17 protein-coding genes and 1 pseudogene are annotated in these 19,604 nt (G+C 71.3%); 5 read left to right on the top strand and 13 right to left on the bottom strand.

Annotation, left to right across the window (positions count from 1 at the left end; all coding sequences use genetic code 11):
• Positions 1 to 503 precede the first annotated feature (503 nt).
• Positions 504 to 716, top strand: a pseudogene (locus OO54_RS43395) (transposase); the annotation flags it as partial.
• A gap of 78 nt (positions 717 to 794) precedes the next feature.
• On the opposite strand, the gene OO54_RS09010 reads toward OO54_RS43395, so the two are convergent.
• On the bottom strand, positions 795 to 2,153 hold the full coding sequence (locus OO54_RS09010) for a M60 family metallopeptidase (RefSeq protein ID WP_033202325.1): 1,359 nt from the start codon (positions 2,151 to 2,153) through the stop codon (positions 795 to 797).
• Between the two features lie 474 nt (positions 2,154 to 2,627).
• On the opposite strand from OO54_RS09010, the gene OO54_RS09015 reads away from it, so the two are divergent.
• Together OO54_RS09015 and OO54_RS09020 are read left to right on the top strand one after the other, a co-directional pair.
• Positions 2,628 to 3,302 carry a response regulator transcription factor gene (locus OO54_RS09015; RefSeq protein WP_033202326.1) on the top strand — a complete coding sequence of 225 codons (675 nt, stop codon included), beginning with the start codon at positions 2,628 to 2,630 and terminating at the stop codon, positions 3,300 to 3,302.
• A complete protein-coding gene (locus tag OO54_RS09020; RefSeq protein ID WP_063738260.1) occupies positions 3,299 to 4,585 on the top strand; it encodes a sensor histidine kinase in 1,287 nt (428 codons plus the stop codon). Before OO54_RS09015 ends, OO54_RS09020 begins: the two co-directional genes overlap by 4 nt.
• A gap of 645 nt (positions 4,586 to 5,230) precedes the next feature.
• Here the strand turns inward: OO54_RS09020 and OO54_RS09025 are convergent.
• From OO54_RS09025 to OO54_RS09055, 7 genes are read right to left on the bottom strand one after another with little or no spacing between them, the layout of a single operon-like run.
• Positions 5,231 to 6,283 carry a serine hydrolase domain-containing protein gene (locus tag OO54_RS09025; protein ID WP_033202327.1) on the bottom strand — a complete coding sequence of 351 codons (1,053 nt, stop codon included), beginning with the start codon at positions 6,281 to 6,283 and terminating at the stop codon, positions 5,231 to 5,233.
• Positions 6,284 to 6,336: 53 nt separating this feature from the next.
• On the bottom strand, positions 6,337 to 7,440 hold the full coding sequence (locus OO54_RS09030) for a glycosyltransferase family 4 protein (protein ID WP_033202328.1): 1,104 nt from the start codon (positions 7,438 to 7,440) through the stop codon (positions 6,337 to 6,339).
• Positions 7,437 to 7,973, bottom strand: coding sequence for a dCTP deaminase (locus OO54_RS09035; RefSeq protein WP_033202329.1), 537 nt, complete (start codon positions 7,971 to 7,973; stop codon positions 7,437 to 7,439). Before OO54_RS09035 ends, OO54_RS09030 begins: the two co-directional genes overlap by 4 nt.
• On the bottom strand, positions 7,970 to 8,509 hold the full coding sequence (gene dcd, locus OO54_RS09040; RefSeq protein ID WP_033202330.1) for a dCTP deaminase: 540 nt from the start codon (positions 8,507 to 8,509) through the stop codon (positions 7,970 to 7,972). The genes OO54_RS09035 and dcd overlap by 4 nt, the downstream gene beginning before the upstream one ends.
• Positions 8,506 to 9,720 (bottom strand): metallophosphoesterase, encoded by a 1,215-nt coding sequence (locus OO54_RS09045; protein WP_033202331.1) that lies wholly within the window; start codon positions 9,718 to 9,720, stop codon positions 8,506 to 8,508. The genes dcd and OO54_RS09045 overlap by 4 nt, the downstream gene beginning before the upstream one ends.
• A complete protein-coding gene (locus tag OO54_RS09050) occupies positions 9,717 to 11,039 on the bottom strand; it encodes a UDP-N-acetylglucosamine 1-carboxyvinyltransferase (protein ID WP_033202332.1) in 1,323 nt (440 codons plus the stop codon). Before OO54_RS09050 ends, OO54_RS09045 begins: the two co-directional genes overlap by 4 nt.
• Positions 11,036 to 11,488: an ATP-binding protein gene (locus tag OO54_RS09055; protein ID WP_033202333.1), complete on the bottom strand. Its 453-nt coding sequence runs from the start codon at positions 11,486 to 11,488 to the stop codon at positions 11,036 to 11,038. The genes OO54_RS09050 and OO54_RS09055 overlap by 4 nt, the downstream gene beginning before the upstream one ends.
• A 170-nt stretch (positions 11,489 to 11,658) precedes the next feature.
• Between OO54_RS09055 and OO54_RS09060 the strand changes: the two genes are divergently transcribed.
• A complete protein-coding gene (locus tag OO54_RS09060; protein ID WP_033202334.1) occupies positions 11,659 to 12,942 on the top strand; it encodes a helix-turn-helix domain-containing protein in 1,284 nt (427 codons plus the stop codon).
• On the top strand, positions 12,939 to 13,481 hold the full coding sequence (locus OO54_RS09065; RefSeq protein WP_033202335.1) for a flavoprotein: 543 nt from the start codon (positions 12,939 to 12,941) through the stop codon (positions 13,479 to 13,481). Before OO54_RS09060 ends, OO54_RS09065 begins: the two co-directional genes overlap by 4 nt.
• Before the next feature lie 115 nt (positions 13,482 to 13,596).
• On the opposite strand, the gene OO54_RS09070 is transcribed toward OO54_RS09065, so the two are convergent.
• From OO54_RS09070 to OO54_RS09090, 5 genes are all read right to left on the bottom strand, one after another.
• Positions 13,597 to 14,475: a ParB/RepB/Spo0J family partition protein gene (locus OO54_RS09070; protein ID WP_051786801.1), complete on the bottom strand. Its 879-nt coding sequence runs from the start codon at positions 14,473 to 14,475 to the stop codon at positions 13,597 to 13,599.
• 56 nt (positions 14,476 to 14,531) lie between these two features.
• Entirely contained in the window at positions 14,532 to 16,193 is a 1,662-nt protein-coding gene (locus OO54_RS46745) for a relaxase/mobilization nuclease domain-containing protein (RefSeq protein ID WP_033202336.1), read from the bottom strand.
• Entirely contained in the window at positions 16,194 to 16,640 is a 447-nt protein-coding gene (gene mobC, locus OO54_RS09080) for a plasmid mobilization relaxosome protein MobC (RefSeq protein ID WP_324611627.1), read from the bottom strand.
• A 294-nt stretch (positions 16,641 to 16,934) separates the two neighbouring features.
• On the bottom strand, positions 16,935 to 17,879 hold the full coding sequence (locus tag OO54_RS09085) for a DUF2637 domain-containing protein (protein WP_033202338.1): 945 nt from the start codon (positions 17,877 to 17,879) through the stop codon (positions 16,935 to 16,937).
• A gap of 384 nt (positions 17,880 to 18,263) precedes the next feature.
• Positions 18,264 to 19,466, bottom strand: coding sequence for a DUF3631 domain-containing protein (locus OO54_RS09090; RefSeq protein ID WP_033202339.1), 1,203 nt, complete (start codon positions 19,464 to 19,466; stop codon positions 18,264 to 18,266).
• Positions 19,467 to 19,604 lie beyond the last annotated feature (138 nt).

Here is a 19,604-nt window from a genome sequence, read left to right on the forward strand (position 1 = left end):
GGAACACCAGGCTCAGGGTCTCTATCGGGCTTCAGTGGGGGGTGATGATGGCATAGGCGCAGGCCAGAGGGCTTATGTGGGACCTCCGGCGAGACGATGGGGGTTTCGCGCCCTTCGCGTGCCCCATCTCGCGGTACCGAAGGGCGCGCGGGCGGCGAGGCTCGTCCGCCAACAAACAAGCCCCAGGTCTGTGACCTGGGGCTTTGTCGTGGAGCGGATGACGGGAATCGAACCCGCGCTATAAGCTTGGGAATCACCCGGCACTTGCGCCTCCACATGGCATCTGACCTGCGGAAACACCAATCGATGGCCCCGTTCCGGCTGTCCTGGCCAGCCTGCTGTTGACCGGTGTTTACCGCCCCTACTGGCACGTTGTGGCACGACCCTGCGTCTGAGGGGGCGGTTCGCGCGGTGATGTTCGTTTCCCGGTGGGGTTGGGGCAAGGCTGCTGGTCGCGGGGCTTCGGGCGGCTACTGGCCACCGCGGCGGCGGCCGGTCCGCTCGGCGTCGAGCCCGGGACGAAGAACGGGCCGGCGCTGGCCGGCCTGGGCGCCGAGGCCGTCAGGGACGCGATCGCCGCCACGATCACCACGCTGCCCGAGCAACTGCGCCGATCGCTGACCTGGGACCGCGGCAAGGAGCTGGCCCAGCATGCCCAACTCCGTATCGACACCGGCCTGCAGGTCTACTTCACCGACCCGCACAGTCCCTGGCAACCTCAGCCTGGCTCCTCGGCGTCAGCCCGGTCAGGCAGGCCTGACCGGGCTGACCGGGATGAAGCCGTCGTCCGGGCGTCAGGAGGCGGCAGAGTCGATCGGGAGGGTTGCCGGGTCCTCGTCCGGGGCGGGGAGCTGGAGTGCGGCGACCTCCGCGCGGGTCGCGTCGGTGACCGGCACACCCCAGGTGGTGAAGAAGTCGACGAGGTCGTGCCCGGAGGCCTGGGAGGCGCTGACGACGAGGTACTGCTCCGGATCGGCGGCCGTCTCCGACCGGCGGGTCAGCTTGTGCAGTTCGGGGTAGAAGCCGTCGCCGAAGGCGAGGCGGAGCTGCTCGAACATGGCCAGGCGGACGAAGAGGTCGCCGTCCTCGGCGTTGTAATCGCGCTCGGCGTCCGGGGCGGACAGGTATGTGTGGACCTTCTCCGGCGTGCCGTCCTCGGCCAGCCGGGTGGGCTGTCCGAGGTCGCGCTGAACGGCGAGACTGTAGATGTTGACGGTGACTTCATCCACCGCGTCCCAGTCCCAGGACGCTTGCTGGTGCATGTGCCCGAGCTCGTGCCACATGCCCCAATTCTCGTTCAGCATGCTGACGTTGAGCGCCTCGTCGATCGAGTCGGCCGGGTAGACGACCCGGTCGTAGTACGCGTTGGGGTTGATGTTCGGCTTGCCCTCGGAGACGAAGTACCGCAGCGGGCTGCGCCGGTCGCGCGGGTCCTCGCCGTCCAGGCCGCTGATCGCGTCCTGCACCGCGAGGATGCGCTCGTACGCTCGCAGCAGGGCGTCCGGGTCCTGGCCGGCGTTGCGGCGGGCGGAGTCGAGGTGGACGGTGAGCACCAGGTGCTCACTGACGAACTGCGCCACCGGCACGTCCTCGGCCTCCGCGAGCTGCGCCTGCCACTCCTGGGCCGGGGTCTCGCCCAGGACATGGAAGGGGACCGGCCGGGCCGTCTCGCCGAACCGCAGCGTGATCGGGGGTGCGGTTCCCTCGTCGTCACTGGTGTAGCGGACGTACAGCATCCCACCGGCCGTGTCGGTGACCACGGTGGTGGCGTCCGCGAGGAGGTGGGCGCGTGGTTGCTCCTCCTCGTCGGTGTCGCCCTGGTCGAGCCCGTAGGTGCCGACCAGCAGTTCCGGGACGGGCCCGTCGTCGGGGCGGTCGACCGTGACGGTGAGGGACACGTCGGCAGGGAGGTAATACCCGGTCGGCTGGGCGTCGTTCGGGTGGAACTCGGTGCCCAGCCGCTTCTGCTCCGCCTCGAAGGAGGGAGTGGCCTCGAACGCAGTTTCGAGAGCCGAGGGGGCCGTCGGCTCCGAGGAGGTGGCCGGCTCCGGCTGCGGGGAGCGCTCGGACGTGCATCCGGCACTCAGCAGCGCCGCGACCAGCAGGCCGGCGATGGCGCGGCCGGCCAGGAAGCGGCTACGAGGGATGGTCATCGGGTGAATTTCTCCTGCTCTCGAATCGGAAGGGCCCCGGCGTGGACTGCAGCGGATCCGGCGCGCGATGCCTGGGCACGCCTCGGTGCCACCCCGGAGAAGATGCCGACCGAGCGCCGATGAGGCGCACTCCTCCAGAAGGCGAGGAGTGCGCCTCATCGGTTTCCGCCAGTCTGACCCGTCCGACCTGAGGCTTTGATGAGGACCGTCTCCCAGGGGGTGTCCGGCCGGGCAGCACCGGGTCGTGAGGTGATCACCGGACGACTCTGCCCCCGACCAGTGATGGGCCGGCTGCCCGAGGAACACCATGCCGAGACGCCCTCGGTGAGCCCCCGGGCCGCATCCTCGCGGAGCAATGCCGAGGATGCGATGACGGGGGGCGCCGGCACAGGACGCTGACGACGCCCGGCACCGGGCATCACGGACGAAGCCCGATGATTCGATGCGGACGGCTGCTGGTTATCCTTGGCCCCCGTGCGCGTACTGGTGGTCGAGGACAATGACGATCTGCGGTTCGCCGTGGCCGCAGCCCTGCGCAGCGACGGCCTGGCCGTAGACGAGGCGGCCGACCTTCCCGCGGCTGACCAGGCACTGTTCGTCACCGCCTATGACTGCGCCGTGTTCGACCGGATGCTCCCGGCCGGCGACGCCGTCGGCTACGTGCGGGAGCTGCGCCACGCGGGCAGCGCGGTACCGGTCCTGTTCCTGACCGCCCGCGACCTCGTCGCCGACCGGGTCGAGGGCTTCGCCGCCGGCGGTGACGACTACCTGGTCAAACCCTTCGCCGCACCCGAACTGATCGCCCGGGTGCGCAGCCTGTGCCGGCGGTCCGGAGCCGTCCGCCCGCCCGTGCACCACCTCGCCGACCTGGAGATCGACACCGCGCGACGGCAGGTGCGCCGGGGCGGCGTGCTGCTCGTCCTGACCGGCAAGGAGTACGCCGTACTGGAGGTGCTGGCAGCCCGGGCCGACCAAGTGGTGCCCCGCGCCGAGCTGATCGCGAGGTGCTGGGACGAGATGGCCGAACCCAGCTCCAACGTGGTGGACGTCCTGATGTCCCAGCTGCGCCGCAAGCTCGGCGAGCCGCTGCTGATCCACACCGTCCGCGGCGTGGGCTACCGCCTGGCCTGCGACGGCACAGGACAGTGAGAAGAGCCCGCCGCCGCACCGGGACGGCGCCCGCACAAGCCCAGGCCCGAAGGCTTCGCCGACGGCTCACCGGGCTGTTCGCGCTGACCAGCGCCGTCGGCCTGATCAGCCTCGCCGGCTTCGCCGTGCGCAATGACGCCGTCTCCCGACGCCACCAGACCGACGCGGACCTGAAACTGCAGATCACCCAGGCCCTCTCCGGGCTCGGCGCCGACGAGGACGGCCGGCTCGACACCCGAGCGCTGAACGACTACGTCGAGACTTCCTGCCCGGCGCTCACCGTCCTGTCCGTCACGAACAGCGGGCTCAAGCCCGCGTTCACGCCGCGCCATCCGTGCGCGCACGCGCGACCGGCCGACATCCAGGCCATCGCTGCCGCAGCGGTCCAGCAGGGAGACAGGGTCGCGACCGACGCCCGTGGCACCGACGGGCACCCGCTGCGCCTCGTGGCCGGGGTCTTCGCCGGGCCGGACGGCGAGACCACGGAGGGTGCGATCGTCGCGACCCACGATCTGACCGACGGCCAGGACGCGCACCGCGAACTCGCCCTCCTGATCGCCGCTGCCTGCGCCGCCCTGCTCTCGCTGTCCGCCGTCGCCGGCCACCTGCTGTCCGGCCGCGCCATCAAACCTGCCGTGACCGCACTCCAGCAGCAGGAGGCCTTCCTCGCCGACGCCGCCCACGACCTGCGCACCCCCACCGCCTCGCTGCGACTGCTCGCCGAGACTGCGCTGCGCGACGACGCCTCACGCCCCGCCGCACTGGAACGCACCGTACGCCTGGCCGCCGGCATGGGCGACCTCATCGACGGCCTGCTCACCCGCGCCCGCCTGACTGCCGGCGTCGCCACCGTGGCCCGCGAGCCGCTGCGCCTCGACCAGCTCGTCGAAGCGGTCGTCGAGGAGACACCTGCCGACGGACACCGGGTGGCCGTCCACAGCGAGCCCGCCGTCGTGGAGGCCGACCCGGACCTGCTGCGCCGGGCGGTCACCAACCTGCTCGCCAACGCGCTCACCCACGGTCACGCGGTCGGCCAGCCGGCCGACGTGGAAATCACCGTGACGGCCGACGGCACCGTCACCGTCGAAGACGCCGGCCCGGGGATACCCGCACAGATGGCGGACTCGCTGTTCGAACGCTTCCGCAGCGGCGGCGGCTCCAGCGGCCTCGGCCTGTCCATCGCCTCCTGGATCGCCCACGCCCATGGCGGCACGCTCACCGCCACCGCCAGCTCGCGCGGCGGCGCCCGCTTCACCCTCCGCATTCCCGGCCGGAGCCGGTAGCGCCGACGCCGGACACGCACGACCACCCGATGGCGCACCCGGACACCGCACGGACCGTCGACGGGGTGCTCCCGCGCCGGGGGAGCCACGGGAGCGCCCCCTCGACGCCGGAAGTATTGCCCGGGCTTGCTGAGGATTCGATGAGGAGCGGGCCAGGTCGAGGCCGTGAGCGCGGCTGATCGTCAGCCTGGTCGCCAACCGCTTGTCGCCGCTATCGCCGCGTGATGTCGCGCTGCGTGGTGTCGGAGCTGCGCTCCGGATGCCTCAGGAGTCGGCCGGACCTCACCGGCTCGGTCGTTAGCACGGGTCGTCCGTCGGGGGGTGCGGCAGCTGCTCGGCGGACGGCCGGAAGCCGGCGAGGAGGAGTCGCCTCAATCCAGGGCGTCACCCTCCCGGTAAAGATCAAGCAGTACGCTTCCGGCTCGCTGCCCCGGCCCGTAGCCAGCCCGGCACCGGCGGCAGCGGCTTCACCACCGCCCACTCGGGCCTCCGACATGCCCGTCGGATAGGGGCGCTCGCGCACCCCGGGGCCGGCGGCATTCCCGAACCGGTGAGCCAGGCAGTCACACGCAAGGGGCGCGGCAGCCACCGGGGCGAAACGCCCGTTCGATTAACAACCCCCAAGATCGGAACGACAACAGCCACTTAAGTCGTCTGCGGATCGCTCGTGGCGAAGGAGATTTCCCGGAATGCGCTGCGGGCGATGGTGAGGGGCTCGCGGTCGCGGGTGAAGTAGAGCTTGTTGGTGAGGAGGATTGCCCAGCGTTGCTGCTTCGGGCTGATCCACATGCCGGTGCCGGTGAAGCCGTAGTGGACCCAGATGTCCTCGCGAAGCTCGGTGTCAGGTGCGGGGTGCCAGAAGAGGCCGCGGACTGGCGTGAGTTCGCCGGTGCGGACGCGGAGGGAGTCGGCGATCCAGGATCGGCCGAAGGCGGCCCGTGTCGGGGCGAGCATGTGGCGCAGGAAACGGCTGAGGTCGGCGAGGGTGGAGAAGGCGCCGGCGATGCCGCAGGTGCCGCCCAGGAGGCGGGCGGAGAAGTCGTGGGCGGCGCCCTTGAGGTGGGTGCCGGTCTCCTCGTCGAGTTCGGTGGGGGCGCAGCGGGTGACCACGTCCGCGGGGAGGGGGCCGAAGCGGGTCTCGGTCATGCCGAGGGGTTCCCAGATGCGGCTTGCGGCCAGGCTGTCGAGGGGCTTCCCATCGAGGTAATCGGCCAGGTAACCGAGGATGAGGGCGGCCCGATCCGTGTACTCGACTGCTTCGCTGGGGGCGCGGTGGAGGGCCTCGTGGAGGACGCCGTCGCGGATGTCCTGAGGGTCGGTGCCGTAGAGGTTCTTGAGGTTGGCGCGCAGAGGCAGGCCGGCGGTGTGGGTCAGGAGCTCGTGGGTGGTGACCTGGGCGAGCGGGTGGCCGGTGACCTCGGGCCAGAAGGTGCCGAGCGGGGTGTGGAGCTGGAGCTTGCCTTCTTCGACGAGGGTGCCGATGACGGCCCACACGGCGACGATCTTGGTGAGGCTGGCGATGTCGAAGACGGTGTCGAGCCGCATGGGCTCGTCGGGGCGGGTCGGGTCGAGGAGACCGACAGCCCCGCTCGCCGTCGTGCTGGCGGCGTCGCCGACGGCCCAGACGGCTCCCGGGTAGACCCGGTCGCGGACGCCGTCCTGGAGGAGCTGCTCAATGCGCGGGATGTCGAGCGTCATGGTGTTCCGATCGTAGTGAGACGGCCGGCCTTGTTGGCGGTGCGCCACGGTGGTCAGGCGAGTCGCCTGCCGAGCTCGGCGAGGGCCGTGGCCGTGGCGCTCAGGGGGAAGCGGGCCGCGTTGCCGAGGCCGCCCGCGCGAAGGGCGGGAAGGAGGCCAGGGCTGGTGCGGAGGCGGTCGAGTTCGCGGGCGACGGCGTGCGGGTCGGCGAAGTCGGTGGCGAGACCAGTGCCGCCCAACGCCTCGGTGAGGCCGGGAACCGGCTGGTAGAGGACGGGGAGCCCGCATGCCTGGGCTTCCAGGGCCACGAGGCCCATGGCCTCCAGTGTCGTGGAGGGCATCACCAGGACGTCGTGGTCGGCGAAGGTCCTCCATAGCTGTGGCCGGCGTAGCCAGCCGAGGTAGTGGACGTGTACCCCGCGTTGGTGGAGACGGGGGCGAAGGGCGTGGAATTCGGCTCGGGGTGCGGCGATGGACAGCTCGACGGACTGAGTGAGCGGGAGGGCTGAGAGGAGGGTGTCGAAGCCCTTCTCGGGGGTGAGGCGGCCGGCGTACAGGATCCGCAGGTGGCTGGAGGGCTGGTTCCGGCGTCGTGGGGGAGGCGTGGCGATGAGGTGGTCGGGGATGCCCCAGGGGATCTTCTCGATCTTGCGGCGTCGGGTGTCGGGGGCGAGGTGGAGCAGTCGGTCCGCCATTGCGCCGGTCGGCACCACGATCGTGTCGGCGGCCCAGGCGGCCTCGCGCAGGGTGGCCAACTGTTCCGGGTGCGTTTCGGCGAAGAGGAGGTCGGTCCCGTGGACCAGGGCGATCCGAGGGAGCTTGGGGAAGGCTCTGAGCAGGGCCGGCGTGGCGCCGAAGGCCAGGTGCTGCAGATGCAGGACTCCGGCGTCGCCCGGATCCACCGCCTCGGCCAGGACTCGCTGAAGTGCGGCGACGTAACGGCGGAACGCGTATCCGGTCAGGCACTTCCCCGGCGCCTGCACCAGGTCCAGCCCCGTCGGCGCGGACGGCCGCAGGCCCCTGTGCTCCGGGGCGAGCATGAAGGCCCGTGCGGGCAGGAGGGGACTGCGGCCGGTGTACAGGTCGAGGAAGAGTTCGACGCTTCCGCCGGGGCTCGGGAACGGCAGGTCGAGGGCGGTGACGACGGTGGGGTTCACGCGCGGCCTCCCGGGTTCTCCTCGTAGAGCCGGGAGGTCTCGATGCCCTGGCTGGCCCGGTACTTCAGGCCGTGGTGCTGGTAGCTGGCCGTGGCACCGAGGGCCTGGAGGAAAACCAACTTGCCGAACGTCATGCGCGGGTAGACCCGGACCGGTCGGCTGGCCCGGATCTCCAGCGTCCAGCGGATGGCGTGGCCCTGGTGCCCGAGGGGAGCGGAGACGTGGACCCAGATGCCGAGCGCGCCGATCGTCCGGTCACCGTTGAGGAACTGCGCGTACGCCTCCGAGCCGGTGCGCTCGTACGTCGTCCCCAGGTAGAGGACCTCCGGCCGCAGCACGTAGCCGGTGGCGGGGATCTGCGCCTCCTGGAACTCGGTCGGCGTCGCCGCGTCCAGGGAGCCGTCGTGGAAGCGCAGGGTGTCGCCGAGACGCCAGTCGTAGGCGTTGGGGGAGACCCTCCGCGGCTCGTACGGCTCGATGGTGATCTCGCCGGCGGCCCGGGCGGCGGCGATGGCGGGGCCGGTGAGGATCACGAGGCCACCACCCCGAGGGCGGCGAGGTCACGCCAGTACGCGGAGGACTGGGGGCCGGCGGAGGACTGGTACTTGCCCGTGTAGAGCGCCACCGGGCCGACCGACACGAAGAACATGATCTGGCCGATCCGCATGCCCGCATAGACACGCAGCGGCCGGATCGGGGAGAGCATGAGCGTCCACTGGCCATGGAAGCCGATGTCCCCGATGGGGGCGGTGATCTCGACGAACAGGCCGAGGCGGCCGACCGAGGAGCGGCCGAAGAGCAGCGGCACGAACGTGTCGGAGCCGACCTCCTCGATGGTGTGCCCGAGGTAGAGCTGGCCGGGCTGGAGCTCGAAGCCGTCCGGCCCGATCTCGACCGGCACGGTGGCGTTCGGCCGGTGGGCGTCCAGCGTGTCGGCGGCGTACGTGAGCAGGGTCCCGCCGAGACGGACGTTGTAGCTGTTCGGGTTCACCTGCGTCGGCTCGAACGGGGAGATACGGATGCGGCCGTCGCCCGCGGCCTGGGTGATCTCGGGACCGGTGAGGATCATCGGGAGTCTCCATCGGTGAGCGTGTGCTGCACGGCCTGGCTGAGACGGATGCCGGCCTGACGGGTACGACCTCCGAGGTAGGTGTCGGCGAGGTAGCCGGTGGTCAGTACGGTCGGCAGGCGGTCGGGCAGGGGCTCGGGCTTCGACACGAGCGGGCCGGCTTGCTGGGTGAGGTGAGTGAGGAGGGCCGTCGGGTCGGTGGCGAAGTGCTCGGGTACGTGGGCGTGCACGAGCTGGTTGTCGAAGGGCTCGATCGCCAGGAGATCGCCATGCGTGAGCACGGTCTTGAGCCGCGGCGACCGGAGGGCCGTCTCGTTCAGGACGACGGCTTCGGCGCCGAGACCGTTGTGGAGGCGGTCGGCGAGGTCCAGCAGAACGGCGTGACGGTCAAGTGGGCCGTTCCTGTACGAGTGCCGGAGCGGCCCGAGCGGTGTACGCATCTGGTCGCGGATGGCCTCGATGGCCCCTCGTACCGACGCGAGCTCGTCGGGGAGGCCGGCCGCTGGCGGGAAGCCGGCCACCTGAGCGGCCCAGCCGGAGCCCAGAGGCCGTGCGAGCGCGTATCCCGCCGCCAGCTCGCGTCCCTTGAGGACCAGCGTGTCACCGACGACCGCAGGCTCCGGTCGATCGCTGTGGCAGTGCCCGGCGAAGACGACGTCCAGGAATGGGCAGGACTCGGCCAGCTTGAGGTCCTCGTCGAACCCGGAGTGGCTGAGCACCACCCAGGAGTCGGCCTGGTGGTGATGGGCCAGCATCAGCTCGCGCAGCGCCCGGACCGGCTCAGTGACACGGTGGCCGGCGCGCTGGTCGGCCGGGATGGCGTTGAACGCCTGCGGTCCGATGATGCCCGTGACGGCGACACGCCGGGCGCCGACGCGCACCAGGCGGAGCGGGTGGAAGAGCAGCTCGCCGGTCTCGTCGTCGATGGCGTTCGCGCACACGGTGATGTCGTACAGATCGGGTTCGAAGTGGTGGTCCCAGCCGTGATTGCCCGGGGCGACGGCATCGTAGAGACGGGCGAGGATGTCCTGTTCGATCCCGCCCTGACCGAGCCGGTAGTAGCCCGTGCCCTCGAAGAAGTCCCCGCAGTCGACGACGAAGCTGTCGTGCCTTGCGGCGTGCAGGTGCGCGAGCATCGGTACGGCGTCGTCGAAGGCCGAGTGGAAGTCGGTGGTGGCGATGATCCGTTGGAAGCGCCTGGCTGCGGTCATGGGGTGACCTCGCAGATGTCGGCGCCGAGGGCGAGGAGCTTTCCGGGCAGGTCGGCGTGGCCGCGGCGAATCTGGTCGACTCCGCCGAGGGTCGTGACGCCGCGGGCGGTGAGGCCGGCGACCATCAGCGCTGAACCCGTGCGGATGTCGGTTGCCTCCACTCCGGCACCCGTCAGTCGCTGGGGGCCGGTGAACCGGCACTCTGTGGAGGAAAGTTCGGTGATCTCTCCGCCCATGCGGACGAGCTGCGGGATGAGGTTGCTGTGGCGGCCGGGGTTGATCGGGTCCGAGAACAGGTGGGTGCCGGGGAAGCCCAGGGCCAGGCCGAGGAGGGGCGGCTCGAAGTCGGCGTCGAGGCCACCTGGGGCCAGCGTGGCCATGGCTCGCAGGGGGCGGCCGGTCGGCTGGGTGTCCCGTCCGTGGACGATCAGGGTCCCCGGTTCGTTGGTCGTGGGGATGCCCATCCGGAGGAGGGCGCCGACCAGCGGCGCGACATCGGGGCCGTGGACGCCCTCGATCCGCGCGGTGCCGCCGGTTGCGGCCACGGCACAGGCCAAGGTCCCAGCCTCGATCTTGTCTCCCGGCACCTTCCAGACGGGTACGTCTTCTTCCGAGAGGGAAGACGGCGGCACAAGGGTGAGGACGCGCTCGCCGGCACGGCACTCGTACCCCACGGCCGTCAGCGCGTTCACGACGCCGAGGACCTCGGGAGAGAGGTTCGGCTGCCCGAGCCGGAGCGGCGTACCCGCGACCACGGCGCGCAGGACTGCGGCGATCGTCGCCCCGCGCGAGCGGAACGGCAGGACCAGCGACACCGTGCCACGGACCGCTTTGCCGACTTCGACGACGTACCCGCGGTCGTCCACGCGGACGCGGTCGCCGAAGGCTTCGTACACCTTGAAGTGCTGCTCCATGCCGCGGTCGCCGATCCGGCATCCGCCCGGCCAGGGGAGGCGGGCACGGCCGCACAGGGCGATCAGAGCGGGGACGAGGTAGTACGAGGCCCGGATGCTGGACGCGGCCTCGCCCAGGCCGTCGGGCGTCGGGGCCGCCTCGCGGGGAAGGACGAGGACGGTGTGGGCGTCGCAGACCGGACGGGCGGTGTTCCAGCCCGACTGGCGCAGCAGGTCCAGCAGGGTCCGGACGTCCGAGCTGGCGGGCACGTTGTCGAGTCGGACGGGGCGAAGGAGCGCTGCCGCTGCGGCTACGAGCGGGAGCGCGGCGTTCTTCGAACCGTCGACCGTGACGGCACCGGCGAGGGGTCGGCCGGGCCGGATCACGATGACCTGAGACGTGACGGCGAGGGCGCGGGTACTCACGTACAACTCCTCTGCGTAGGAAGGGACAAGGCGGCAGCAGCCCCGGCCGGAGGTGGGGCAGCCATGTCGATCTCGGCCCAGCAGCACTTGCCGGAGTCCGTCGGCGCCGTGCCGGAGCGGTCTGCGAGGACGCCGACGAGGAAGAGACCGCGTCCGCCCTCGCTGTCCTCGTCCGGCAGCGCCGGCTTGGGCAGAGTGCGGCTGGCGTCGCTGACCTCCACGCGCAACGTCGCGGCGCAGAACTGGACGGCGACGCTGATCGCTTGGTGGCCGGCGTATCGGACCGCGTTCGTGACGAGCTCACTGACGACCAGCTCGGCCGTCTGGATGGCCTCCGACGCCGTTGTCACCGTCGGCCAGGCGGCTATGGCCTCCCGCACCTGGCGTCGTGCCGTGGGCACGGCGACCGGCGTGGGCGGGAGAGTGAAGGTGAGCTGGTGCGCTTCCACGAGCGGCCTCCAGGAGTCGGATCGACCACCCCAAGGAACCGCTCGGCCAGCCTCGTTCGCGACGCCGTGTGCCCGTCCTGCATCGTCTATGCAGAAGCTGCATGAAGCCCCCGTACCGCTCGCCTACGCTCGTCCGCAGGGGCATGCTCGACGCGGACGGAAGGGCATGGATGGCAGACGTGAAGACGGAAGCCGAGAAGATCGGCGAGACGATCAAGCACGCCCGACAGCGCACCGGCCGCTCGCAGACGGACGTCGCCACCGCGCTGGGCTACCACCAGTCGAAGCTCAGCCGTCTGGAGAGCGGGCGTGGTACGGAAGACACCCGGGTCTTACGTGCCGTCGCCGCCGAACTCGACATCCCCCTCCATCTCCTCGGCCTGAGCGACCCTGGCCCGTCCGTAGAAACGACCGACGATCCCGAGACAGAAGACATGCGCCGCCGCACCTTCCTCGCCGCGAGCATCGCCTCCCTCACGGCCCCCACCACCCCCGCCACGGCCGCCCACGACAACCTCGTCCGCGCCCTCCTCCCCGGTCCGTGGACGGCCTCCGACCAGGCCGGCGCCTTGGATACAGGCTCCCTGGAAACCCGCGTCTCTGCCGCCCGGCGTCTGTTCTGCACCTGCGCCTACGCGGAGCTGGAGGCCACCTTGCCCGGCCTCCTCGCCGACTTGCGGGAAGCCGCAGGCGACCACCGCAACGAGGCCGAGATGGCCGGACTCCTGGCCACCGCGTACCAGACCTCGACCAGCCTGCTGCTCAAGCAAGGGGACCATGGCAACGCCTGGCTCGCGGTGGGCCGTGCCCTTTCCGAAGCCGAACGCTCCGGCGACCCCGTCGTCCTCGCTTCCAGCGTCCGCGTCCACGCCCACGTCCTGACCCGCGAGAAGCACACCACCCAGGCCGTCACCCTCGTCCGGCACACCGCGGGCCAGCTCGCCGGCGCCTACGACCAGCGCTCCCCGCGCTACCTCGCCGCCGTGGGCCTGCTCCTCCTGCGCGGCGTCACGGCCGCCAGCACCGCCGGCGACCGCGCCGCCACCCGCGAATTCCTCGACGAAGCCCGGGACGTCGCCCGCTACGTCGCGCTCGACCGGCCCGATGCCTGGGCCAACTTCAGCCCGACGAACGTCGCCCTTCATGGGGTGAGCGCCGCGGTCGCCTTCGGTGACGCCGGCATCGCCCTCAATACCGCCGCGCCCCTCATGCGCCGCCACATCCCCGTCCCCGAACGTCGTGCGGCCCTGTGGGTCGAAGCAGCCCGCGCCTACAACCAGCAGGGCCGCCTCGCCGAGGGCTACCAGGCCCTGCGGATCGCCGAGACCTGCGCCGCCCAGGACGTACGCCGCCCCGCCGTCCGCGACCTGGTCGCCGACATGGCCGCCCGCGACCGGCGACGTACCCTGCCCGAGCTCCACCACTTCAGCCGCCGACTGGGAGTCCCCGCGTGACCGCACAGCCGTTCCTGTACGTCGTCGTCTGCGCCGCCGGCATCGCGGGCGACGCCCACAAGCTGATCACCGCCGCGCAGAAGCAGGGCTGGGACGTGGGCGTGATAGCCACGCCCCAGGGGCTCGCATTCCTCGACGCCGAGGCGATCGAGGCCCAGACGGGCTACCCGATCCGCTCGGCCTGGCGCAGCCCCGGCGACCCACGCCCGCTGCCGCCGGCCGACGCCATCGCCGTTGCCCCGGCCACCTTTAACACGGTCAACAAGTGGGCGGCCGGCATCGCCGACACACTCGCCCTGGGCATCCTGTGCGAGGCGTACGGGATGGGTATCCCGACCGCCGTCCTGCCGTACGTGAACGCCGCCATGGCCGCACACCCGGCCTACGGCCGGAGCCTCGACCAACTTCGGGACATGGGCGTGCTGGTCGGGTCGTACGAGCCGCACCGGCCGAAGGCGGGCGGAGGAGCGGACCGCTTCCGGTGGGAGGAGGCGCTGGAGCTGCTGGCTCCCGCGCTGGTGCGGCGAACAGCCCACTGAGGATTGGCGGTCATGCCGACAGCCTGATGTCGGCCGCCGCGCGGAGGAACGTTGGCGGCTCTTGGGTGGTTCTGGGGGCCAGCGGGTTGCGCCGGCCCCCAGGGTGTTCGGGTCATCAGCGGCGACTGGTCAATTCCTTGACCAGGGCGCGGGCTTCGGCGGTGAGGCCGTCGATGACCTCCTGCGCGTAGCGGGTGCCGGGGCGGGCGGCGAGGTCCTGGATGGCGGTCCAGTTCTCGGCTATGAGATGGAGGGCTTGCCTGGATCGCTGGATGGTGTCCCGTCGATGGACGGCGAACTCCTCGGCACGCCGGCGTGCCTCGGGCCAGGTGATGTCTCCCCGTTCGACGAGCTCGGCCAGGGGCGGGGTGGTGTCACCATCGGCCTGGCGGACGGCGTCGGTGTCGATCACGTACTGCCGGAGCCGTTCGGTCTCCAGCCGCTCGTGCAACGCCGCTGCTGCGTCATCGAGGGTGATCTGGCTTTCGGTGACCTGTTCGGCGAGGTCGGGGGCGAGCTCGCGGAGGCGGTCGTACTTCTTCTGGCGGGCGCCTGCCCGGGCCTTGCCCTCGGAGACGGTGTTGTAGGCGTTGTCGAGGCTGAGGGTGCCGATGCGGACCTGCTCGGCGAGCTCGCGGGAGTACCTGAGGACGACGTTGGCGGCGGAGAGGCGACTGCGGCTGAGTCCGTGGAGCTTGGCCAGGTCCCGCAGGGAGTGTCCCGAAACGGAACAAGCCATGGCGGTGATCATTGCCTGCTGGCCCTTGCTGATGTGCCGGCGGAACACGTTGCTGGAGAGGATCAGCGCCGTGGGGTTGTTGCCGGTGTAGGTGGTGAAGCGGGGTTCGACGCCGGCGATCTCGCAGGCGGCGAGGCGGTTGCGGCCGTCGATGAGGACGCCGTCGGAGTCGAGGACGATGTCCTTGTGCTGGCCTTCGGCCTTGATGGACTCGGCGAGGTCGAGCAACTCGTCCTGGCTGAGCATCGGGAACATGTCGGCGACGGGGTGGATCTTCAGGGTGTGCTCCTTGTCGGATGGCGGGGTGGGGTTCAGCGCGTACGGCGCTGCTGGTCGGTGCGGACGGGACGGTAGGGAGCCGACTGGGGTGTCGGGGCGCTCTTGGAGGTGCTCTTGGTGGCGCTTTGGGTCAGGTCGGCGAGGCGGTGCAGCCGCCAGGTGAGGACTTCACTGACGCTGGTGGCGGTGTCGAGTTCTCGTTGGGAGGTGGCTTCGGTGAGGAGGGTGGCTGGGTTGTGGCCGGCGGCGCCGGCTTGGGCGAGGGTGGCTGCGAGGGCGGGCCAGCCGGGCTCGGCGAGGATCTGTTCGGCCTGTTCTGGGAGCGCTCGGCGCACGGTGGCCGCCTGCTGGCGACGAAGCCACTCGGGCAGCTGGGTCCCTCGCTGGTGGATCACGGCCAGCGGCTCGGCTGCCGCGGCCTGGTACGCGACCCGGAGGTGCTCGGCTGCCTGTCGTGCGGCCTCCGCCTGCTGGCTGTGGCCGCGGGTGCGGTGCCAGTGCTGCGCGGCCACGGCCGCCAGCAGAACGGCGTCGATGAGGACGGTGAGGAGGACTCCGTCCTTCGGGGCGGGTTCACGCAGGATCGCCTTGACCGCCCGGCGTGTGGCCTGAGCCTGCTGGTGCTGGGCGCGGATGCGGGAGCGGCTGGCCCGCTCGAAGGCGGTGGCTGCCTGCAGGAGTCCGGGCCGCAGACCCGGAGGGGCGGCGAGGGGCAGGACGTCGAGGGTTTCGGCGAGGACTGCGATGTGCGCCTGCCCGGCCTCGTTCTCGCTGTGGTCGAGGAGCTCGGGCACCCGGTCGGTTGCCCGGGCGAGGCTTCGCCAGGCATGGGCCTCGGACGGTGCCGCTGGGCGGGTGTCGGTGGCGGTGAGGCGTTCGTTGATCCTGGGGTAGGAGAGGTCGGGGGCGAGGGTGGAGCCGGAGAACCAGACGGGCTGGCCGTCCATGTTGGTGTCGTCGGCGAGGGCGACCTTGTAGCCGCGGATGTCGCCGGAGGGGAATCGCTGGATCTCTACGAGTGCCCCGGAGCCGTCGAGGAGGCGGAAGAACTCCTCTGGTGTGGCGGCTGCTGCGAGGAGGGTGCGGGCGGTGGTGCGCAGGCGTTCGCGGGCGGTTGTGGGGCGGCCGGTGCGCTGGGCCTTCTCCTGTTCGGCGCGGGTCGGCCGCTTGGCGGCGGTGCGGTCGCCGCGCGGGAGCTGGCGGAGCCCGTACTCCTTCTCGATGGCGACGAGTTCCTTGTCGGCGCGCAGGAAGTCGTTCCAGTTCCGTGGCGGACGGAGATCGCCTCGGACCTTGGTGGCGACGATGTGGATGTGGTCGTCTGCGTGGCGGACGGCGACCCAGCGGCAGGCGTCGGGGTCGCCGGCCGACGCGATGCCAGTGGCGTCGAGCACGCGGCGGGCGATGGTGGCCCACTCGTCGTCGGTCAGGTGGCGGTCCTCGGGCGCGGCGCGGATCGAGCAGTGCCAGACGTGGTTCTTCGGCGCCTTGTGGCCGGCCTGCTTGACCCGCAGATCGAGGACATCGGCGAGTTGGGCGAGGGTCGCGTTGGGGTTGCGGCTGGGGTCGGGCGCGAAGTCGTCGAAGGAGGCGACGAGGTGGGGGTCGGTGTGTTCGTTGGCGCGGCCCGGCCCGTAGAGGTAGTTGAGGACGCCCCGTGTTTTGTGGCCGGGTTTGACGATGTTCGCGATCAATCAGGCCGCCCAACGGTTCGTGGCGGCCACATGGGCGGCGGCGTCGACCGCCGTGACCGTCTCCTGGACCAGGGTCAAGAGCCGTCCGGCCTCGGCGAGCACGGAGGCGTCCACAGGGTGTGCATCGCCACCGGAGTTGAGGCGTTTGGCGATCTGGTTCACGTTCCGGCCGATCCTGGAGACCTGCTCGCGCAGGGCGGCGTACTCGTCGATCAGGTCGTCCGTGGCAGTGCGCTGGTCGGGCAACGCGAGGTCGCCGTTCAGGTGGCCCATGACGATGGCGCCGACGAGGTGGGCGCCGGCCAGGCCGAGCCGACCGGCCTCGGCGAGGATGTCGGTCTTCTCGTCGACGCTGTAGCGGACGTCGACGCGCTCCTTGCGCTGGACGTCCTGGCGGGCGCGGCGGCGGGCGACACGATGCAGCGCGGCCTCGTCAGCGGCACGCACGACGACCCCAGTTCCCGGTGCGCCCTCGCGCCGGGGACCTGCCTCCGCCACCCCTGGGGCGGAGGCTTCTGCGTTGGACCGGCCCTTGGACGGTCCAACGTCATACCTTGCTCCGCCCGGGGCTGGGGTCGTGGGCATCTGCTGCTGGGAGGTGGGGAGCTCGCGGCTCGGGTTGTGCATGGATCGGTTCTCCGTGGAGTGCTGGGTGCTTGGGCGTGAGCGGCCTCCGTGTCCCCGTGCTCGGCTGCACGGGGACACGGGATGCGCCGGCTGGCGGTCAGGGCTCTGTGAGGGTCAGCCGGTGCTGACGGGGGAGGCGGCTTCGTTCAGGCCGTCGAGTGGTCCGGCCTTGGAGCCGTCGTCCGTGGAGGGCTGGGCCTGGCCGGTGCGCTCGGCTTGAAGCTGGTCGCGCAAGGCGCGGGCCCGGGGCAGGCCGATCCGCAGTTCGCGGCGGAGACGTTCGGCGGTCAGCTGGTCGTCGTTCCAGTCGGTGGTCAGGAGTCGGGCCCTGTCGAGGACTTCGGCGGGTGTGCGGGTGCGGTCGGCGGTCGACTTGGCGGCGGCGGGGACCCGACCGGTCGCCCGACGCGGGGCGGCTCCGGTCGACTCCGCCACCGTGGTCGGCTGAGGCGGTCGGGTGGCGGGGGCCGCTTCGGCTCCCTCGGTCGGCCCCGTGGCAGGTGCCTCCGTGACCTTCGTGGGGGCCGACTCGGTCAGCTGCTCGGAGGCCGATTCGGGCCGGTCAGCCGTCGACCGTGGGGCCTGGTCGCCGGCCGACTGGTCAGAGGCCGCTTCGGGGGAGTCGGCCGACTCGGGGTTGTGGTGCAGGACCTTCGCCACGAGGTCCGACCCGAAGTAGATCGACCCGACCGGGAGCGAGGTCGCCAGCAGGACAAGAGCCCAGTTCGCGTAGTCCAGGTCGGTCAGTCGGCCCCACCGGATCGAGTCGGTGTGCAGGGCCGGTACGAGGCCGTGCACGTAGTTCAGCAGGAGGCTGGCGATCGTGTAAGCCGCCAGGATCTTCAGGGCGAACGTCCGGTCGTCACCGGTCAGCACGAGCGTGGCGATCAGCGCGAGGGCCATCAGCCCGTCGACCACGATCGGGTAGAGCAGGGCGGCGGTCGGGTCGGCGCCGATGGCGCGGGCCACGTCGGACAGTGCGTTCCACGAGACCCGGAAGGCCATGAGGACGACGGCCACCAGGCCGACGACCAGGATGAAGCGTCCCGCGCGGTTCAAGCGGCGACCCCCAGCGGGTGCGGGTGCGGGTGCGGGTGCTCGGCGAGCGTCGTCAGGATCGTCGTTCTGTTTGAGGGTTTCGTCCTCGGCGGCCGAGGTGAGCCGCGCGATGCCGGCGCGGATGCTGCGTATGGCTGCCGGGGCGCTCGAGGCAGGGGAGTGCAAGGGGGCGTTCTCCAGGGTGGGGGAAAGCGGAGCTTGTGCCGAGCCGCGTGTGGTCGCCGTGGCGTGGGCGGCTGTGGGCGGTGGGGACTCGTCCCACTCGTCCCATGGCTGGTCAGGGCAGGTACGGGTGGGGCGGTGATGTCGAGTCGACTCGTTGCGGGTCGGTGACTCGTCCCCGCGCTGACCTGCGCGGGGACGAGTGGGACGAGTCGGGGAGGGTCAGGCGCCGGGCTCGACGAGGAGCGTGGGAGCTGCCTCGGGCGGGCAGTAGCGGGTCCAGGCGTCGGTGAACTGGGCGCGGGTGAAGCCCTTGGCCTGGTGGCCGCCGGGGAAGCGGCGGTTGGCCGACTTGATGCCGTAGTCCTGGAGCAGGATCTGCAGGCCGCGCGGGGTGAGCCCGTTGGGGCTGTGCTCGGCCCAGGGCGCCTCGGGGTCGGCGTTGAGGATGTCCAGGAGGCGGCCGGTGCGGAGTGCCGGCTGGTCGCCTTCGGAGGCGAAGGCGCGGCGGATGTCGGCGAGGATGCGGATCTTCAGCCCGCCGTCCTCGTCGCGCCCGGCCTCGTAGTCCGTCATGGCCGTGCAGGCGGTGCGGGCCAGGACGGGCCAGTGTCCGCCCGCGAGGTCGGCGATGCTGATCAGCGGCGCCCAGGTGTCGGCGGCACGGTCCTCGACCGGCATCTTCGGCTCCAGGGCGAGTGCCTTCTCGCGTACGGAGGCCAGCCAGGCCGCCAGCCGCGTGCGGAGCTCGCGTACGGCGAGGTCGTCGCGTCCGTAGCGCCAGGCGCTGACCTTCTCGGTCTCGGCTCGGCGGCGCATGCGGATGACGACCGACCGGTCCATGATCGTGTCGGGGAGGTCTCCGATGCCGGCGAGGGCGGCCATGGCGAAGGTGTCGAACTTGACCACCTCGTGGTTGGGACCGGTGACGCGCAGAGTGGGCCGGTTGCGCTGGTGGCCGGCGTTGAGCAGGCCGCGCATCTCCTCGTTCTTCTCTGCGACCTTCGCGCTGCCGAAGATGGTGTCGACCTCGTCCACGAGGAGCGTGGGCGGGTCGCCCTCGCCGATCGACCGGAAGATCGCCGCAGCGGAGGCGTTGACCGTGATCAGCGGCTCGTGGACGGCCTCGATCAGTACCTCAAGGAGCCGCGACTTCCCGCACCGCTTGGCGGGTCCGACCACCGCGAGGCGGGGCGCGTGCTGCCATACCGTCTGCAGGTGGGTCGCCGCGGCCCACAGCGTGGTGGCGGTCAGGGCTTCGTCGCTCGGCATCACGACGTAGCGCCGGATGGCAGCCCGGAGCAGGTCCAGGACCTCCTCGCCCTCGGGGTCCGAGGTGGGCGCGGGGGCGGCTGGCTGGCCGGGTATGGCGGTCGGCGGCCAGTCGACGGGAAGCGATGGCGTGTTCGGGGTGGCTTCGTCCATACTGGACATCGAGCTCCTCAATCTGCAGGCCATACGGGACGGCAATCCCGGCTCTGCAGCTAGTCGTTCAGGGATGGGCGGCGTGAGGTTTGCGCTTTGAGCCCCTCGGTGCCGCAAGCACCGGGGGGCTTTTTGCAT

The organism is Streptomyces wedmorensis (assembly GCF_000716445.1).
Taxonomy (GTDB): domain Bacteria; phylum Actinomycetota; class Actinomycetes; order Streptomycetales; family Streptomycetaceae; genus Streptomyces; species Streptomyces wedmorensis.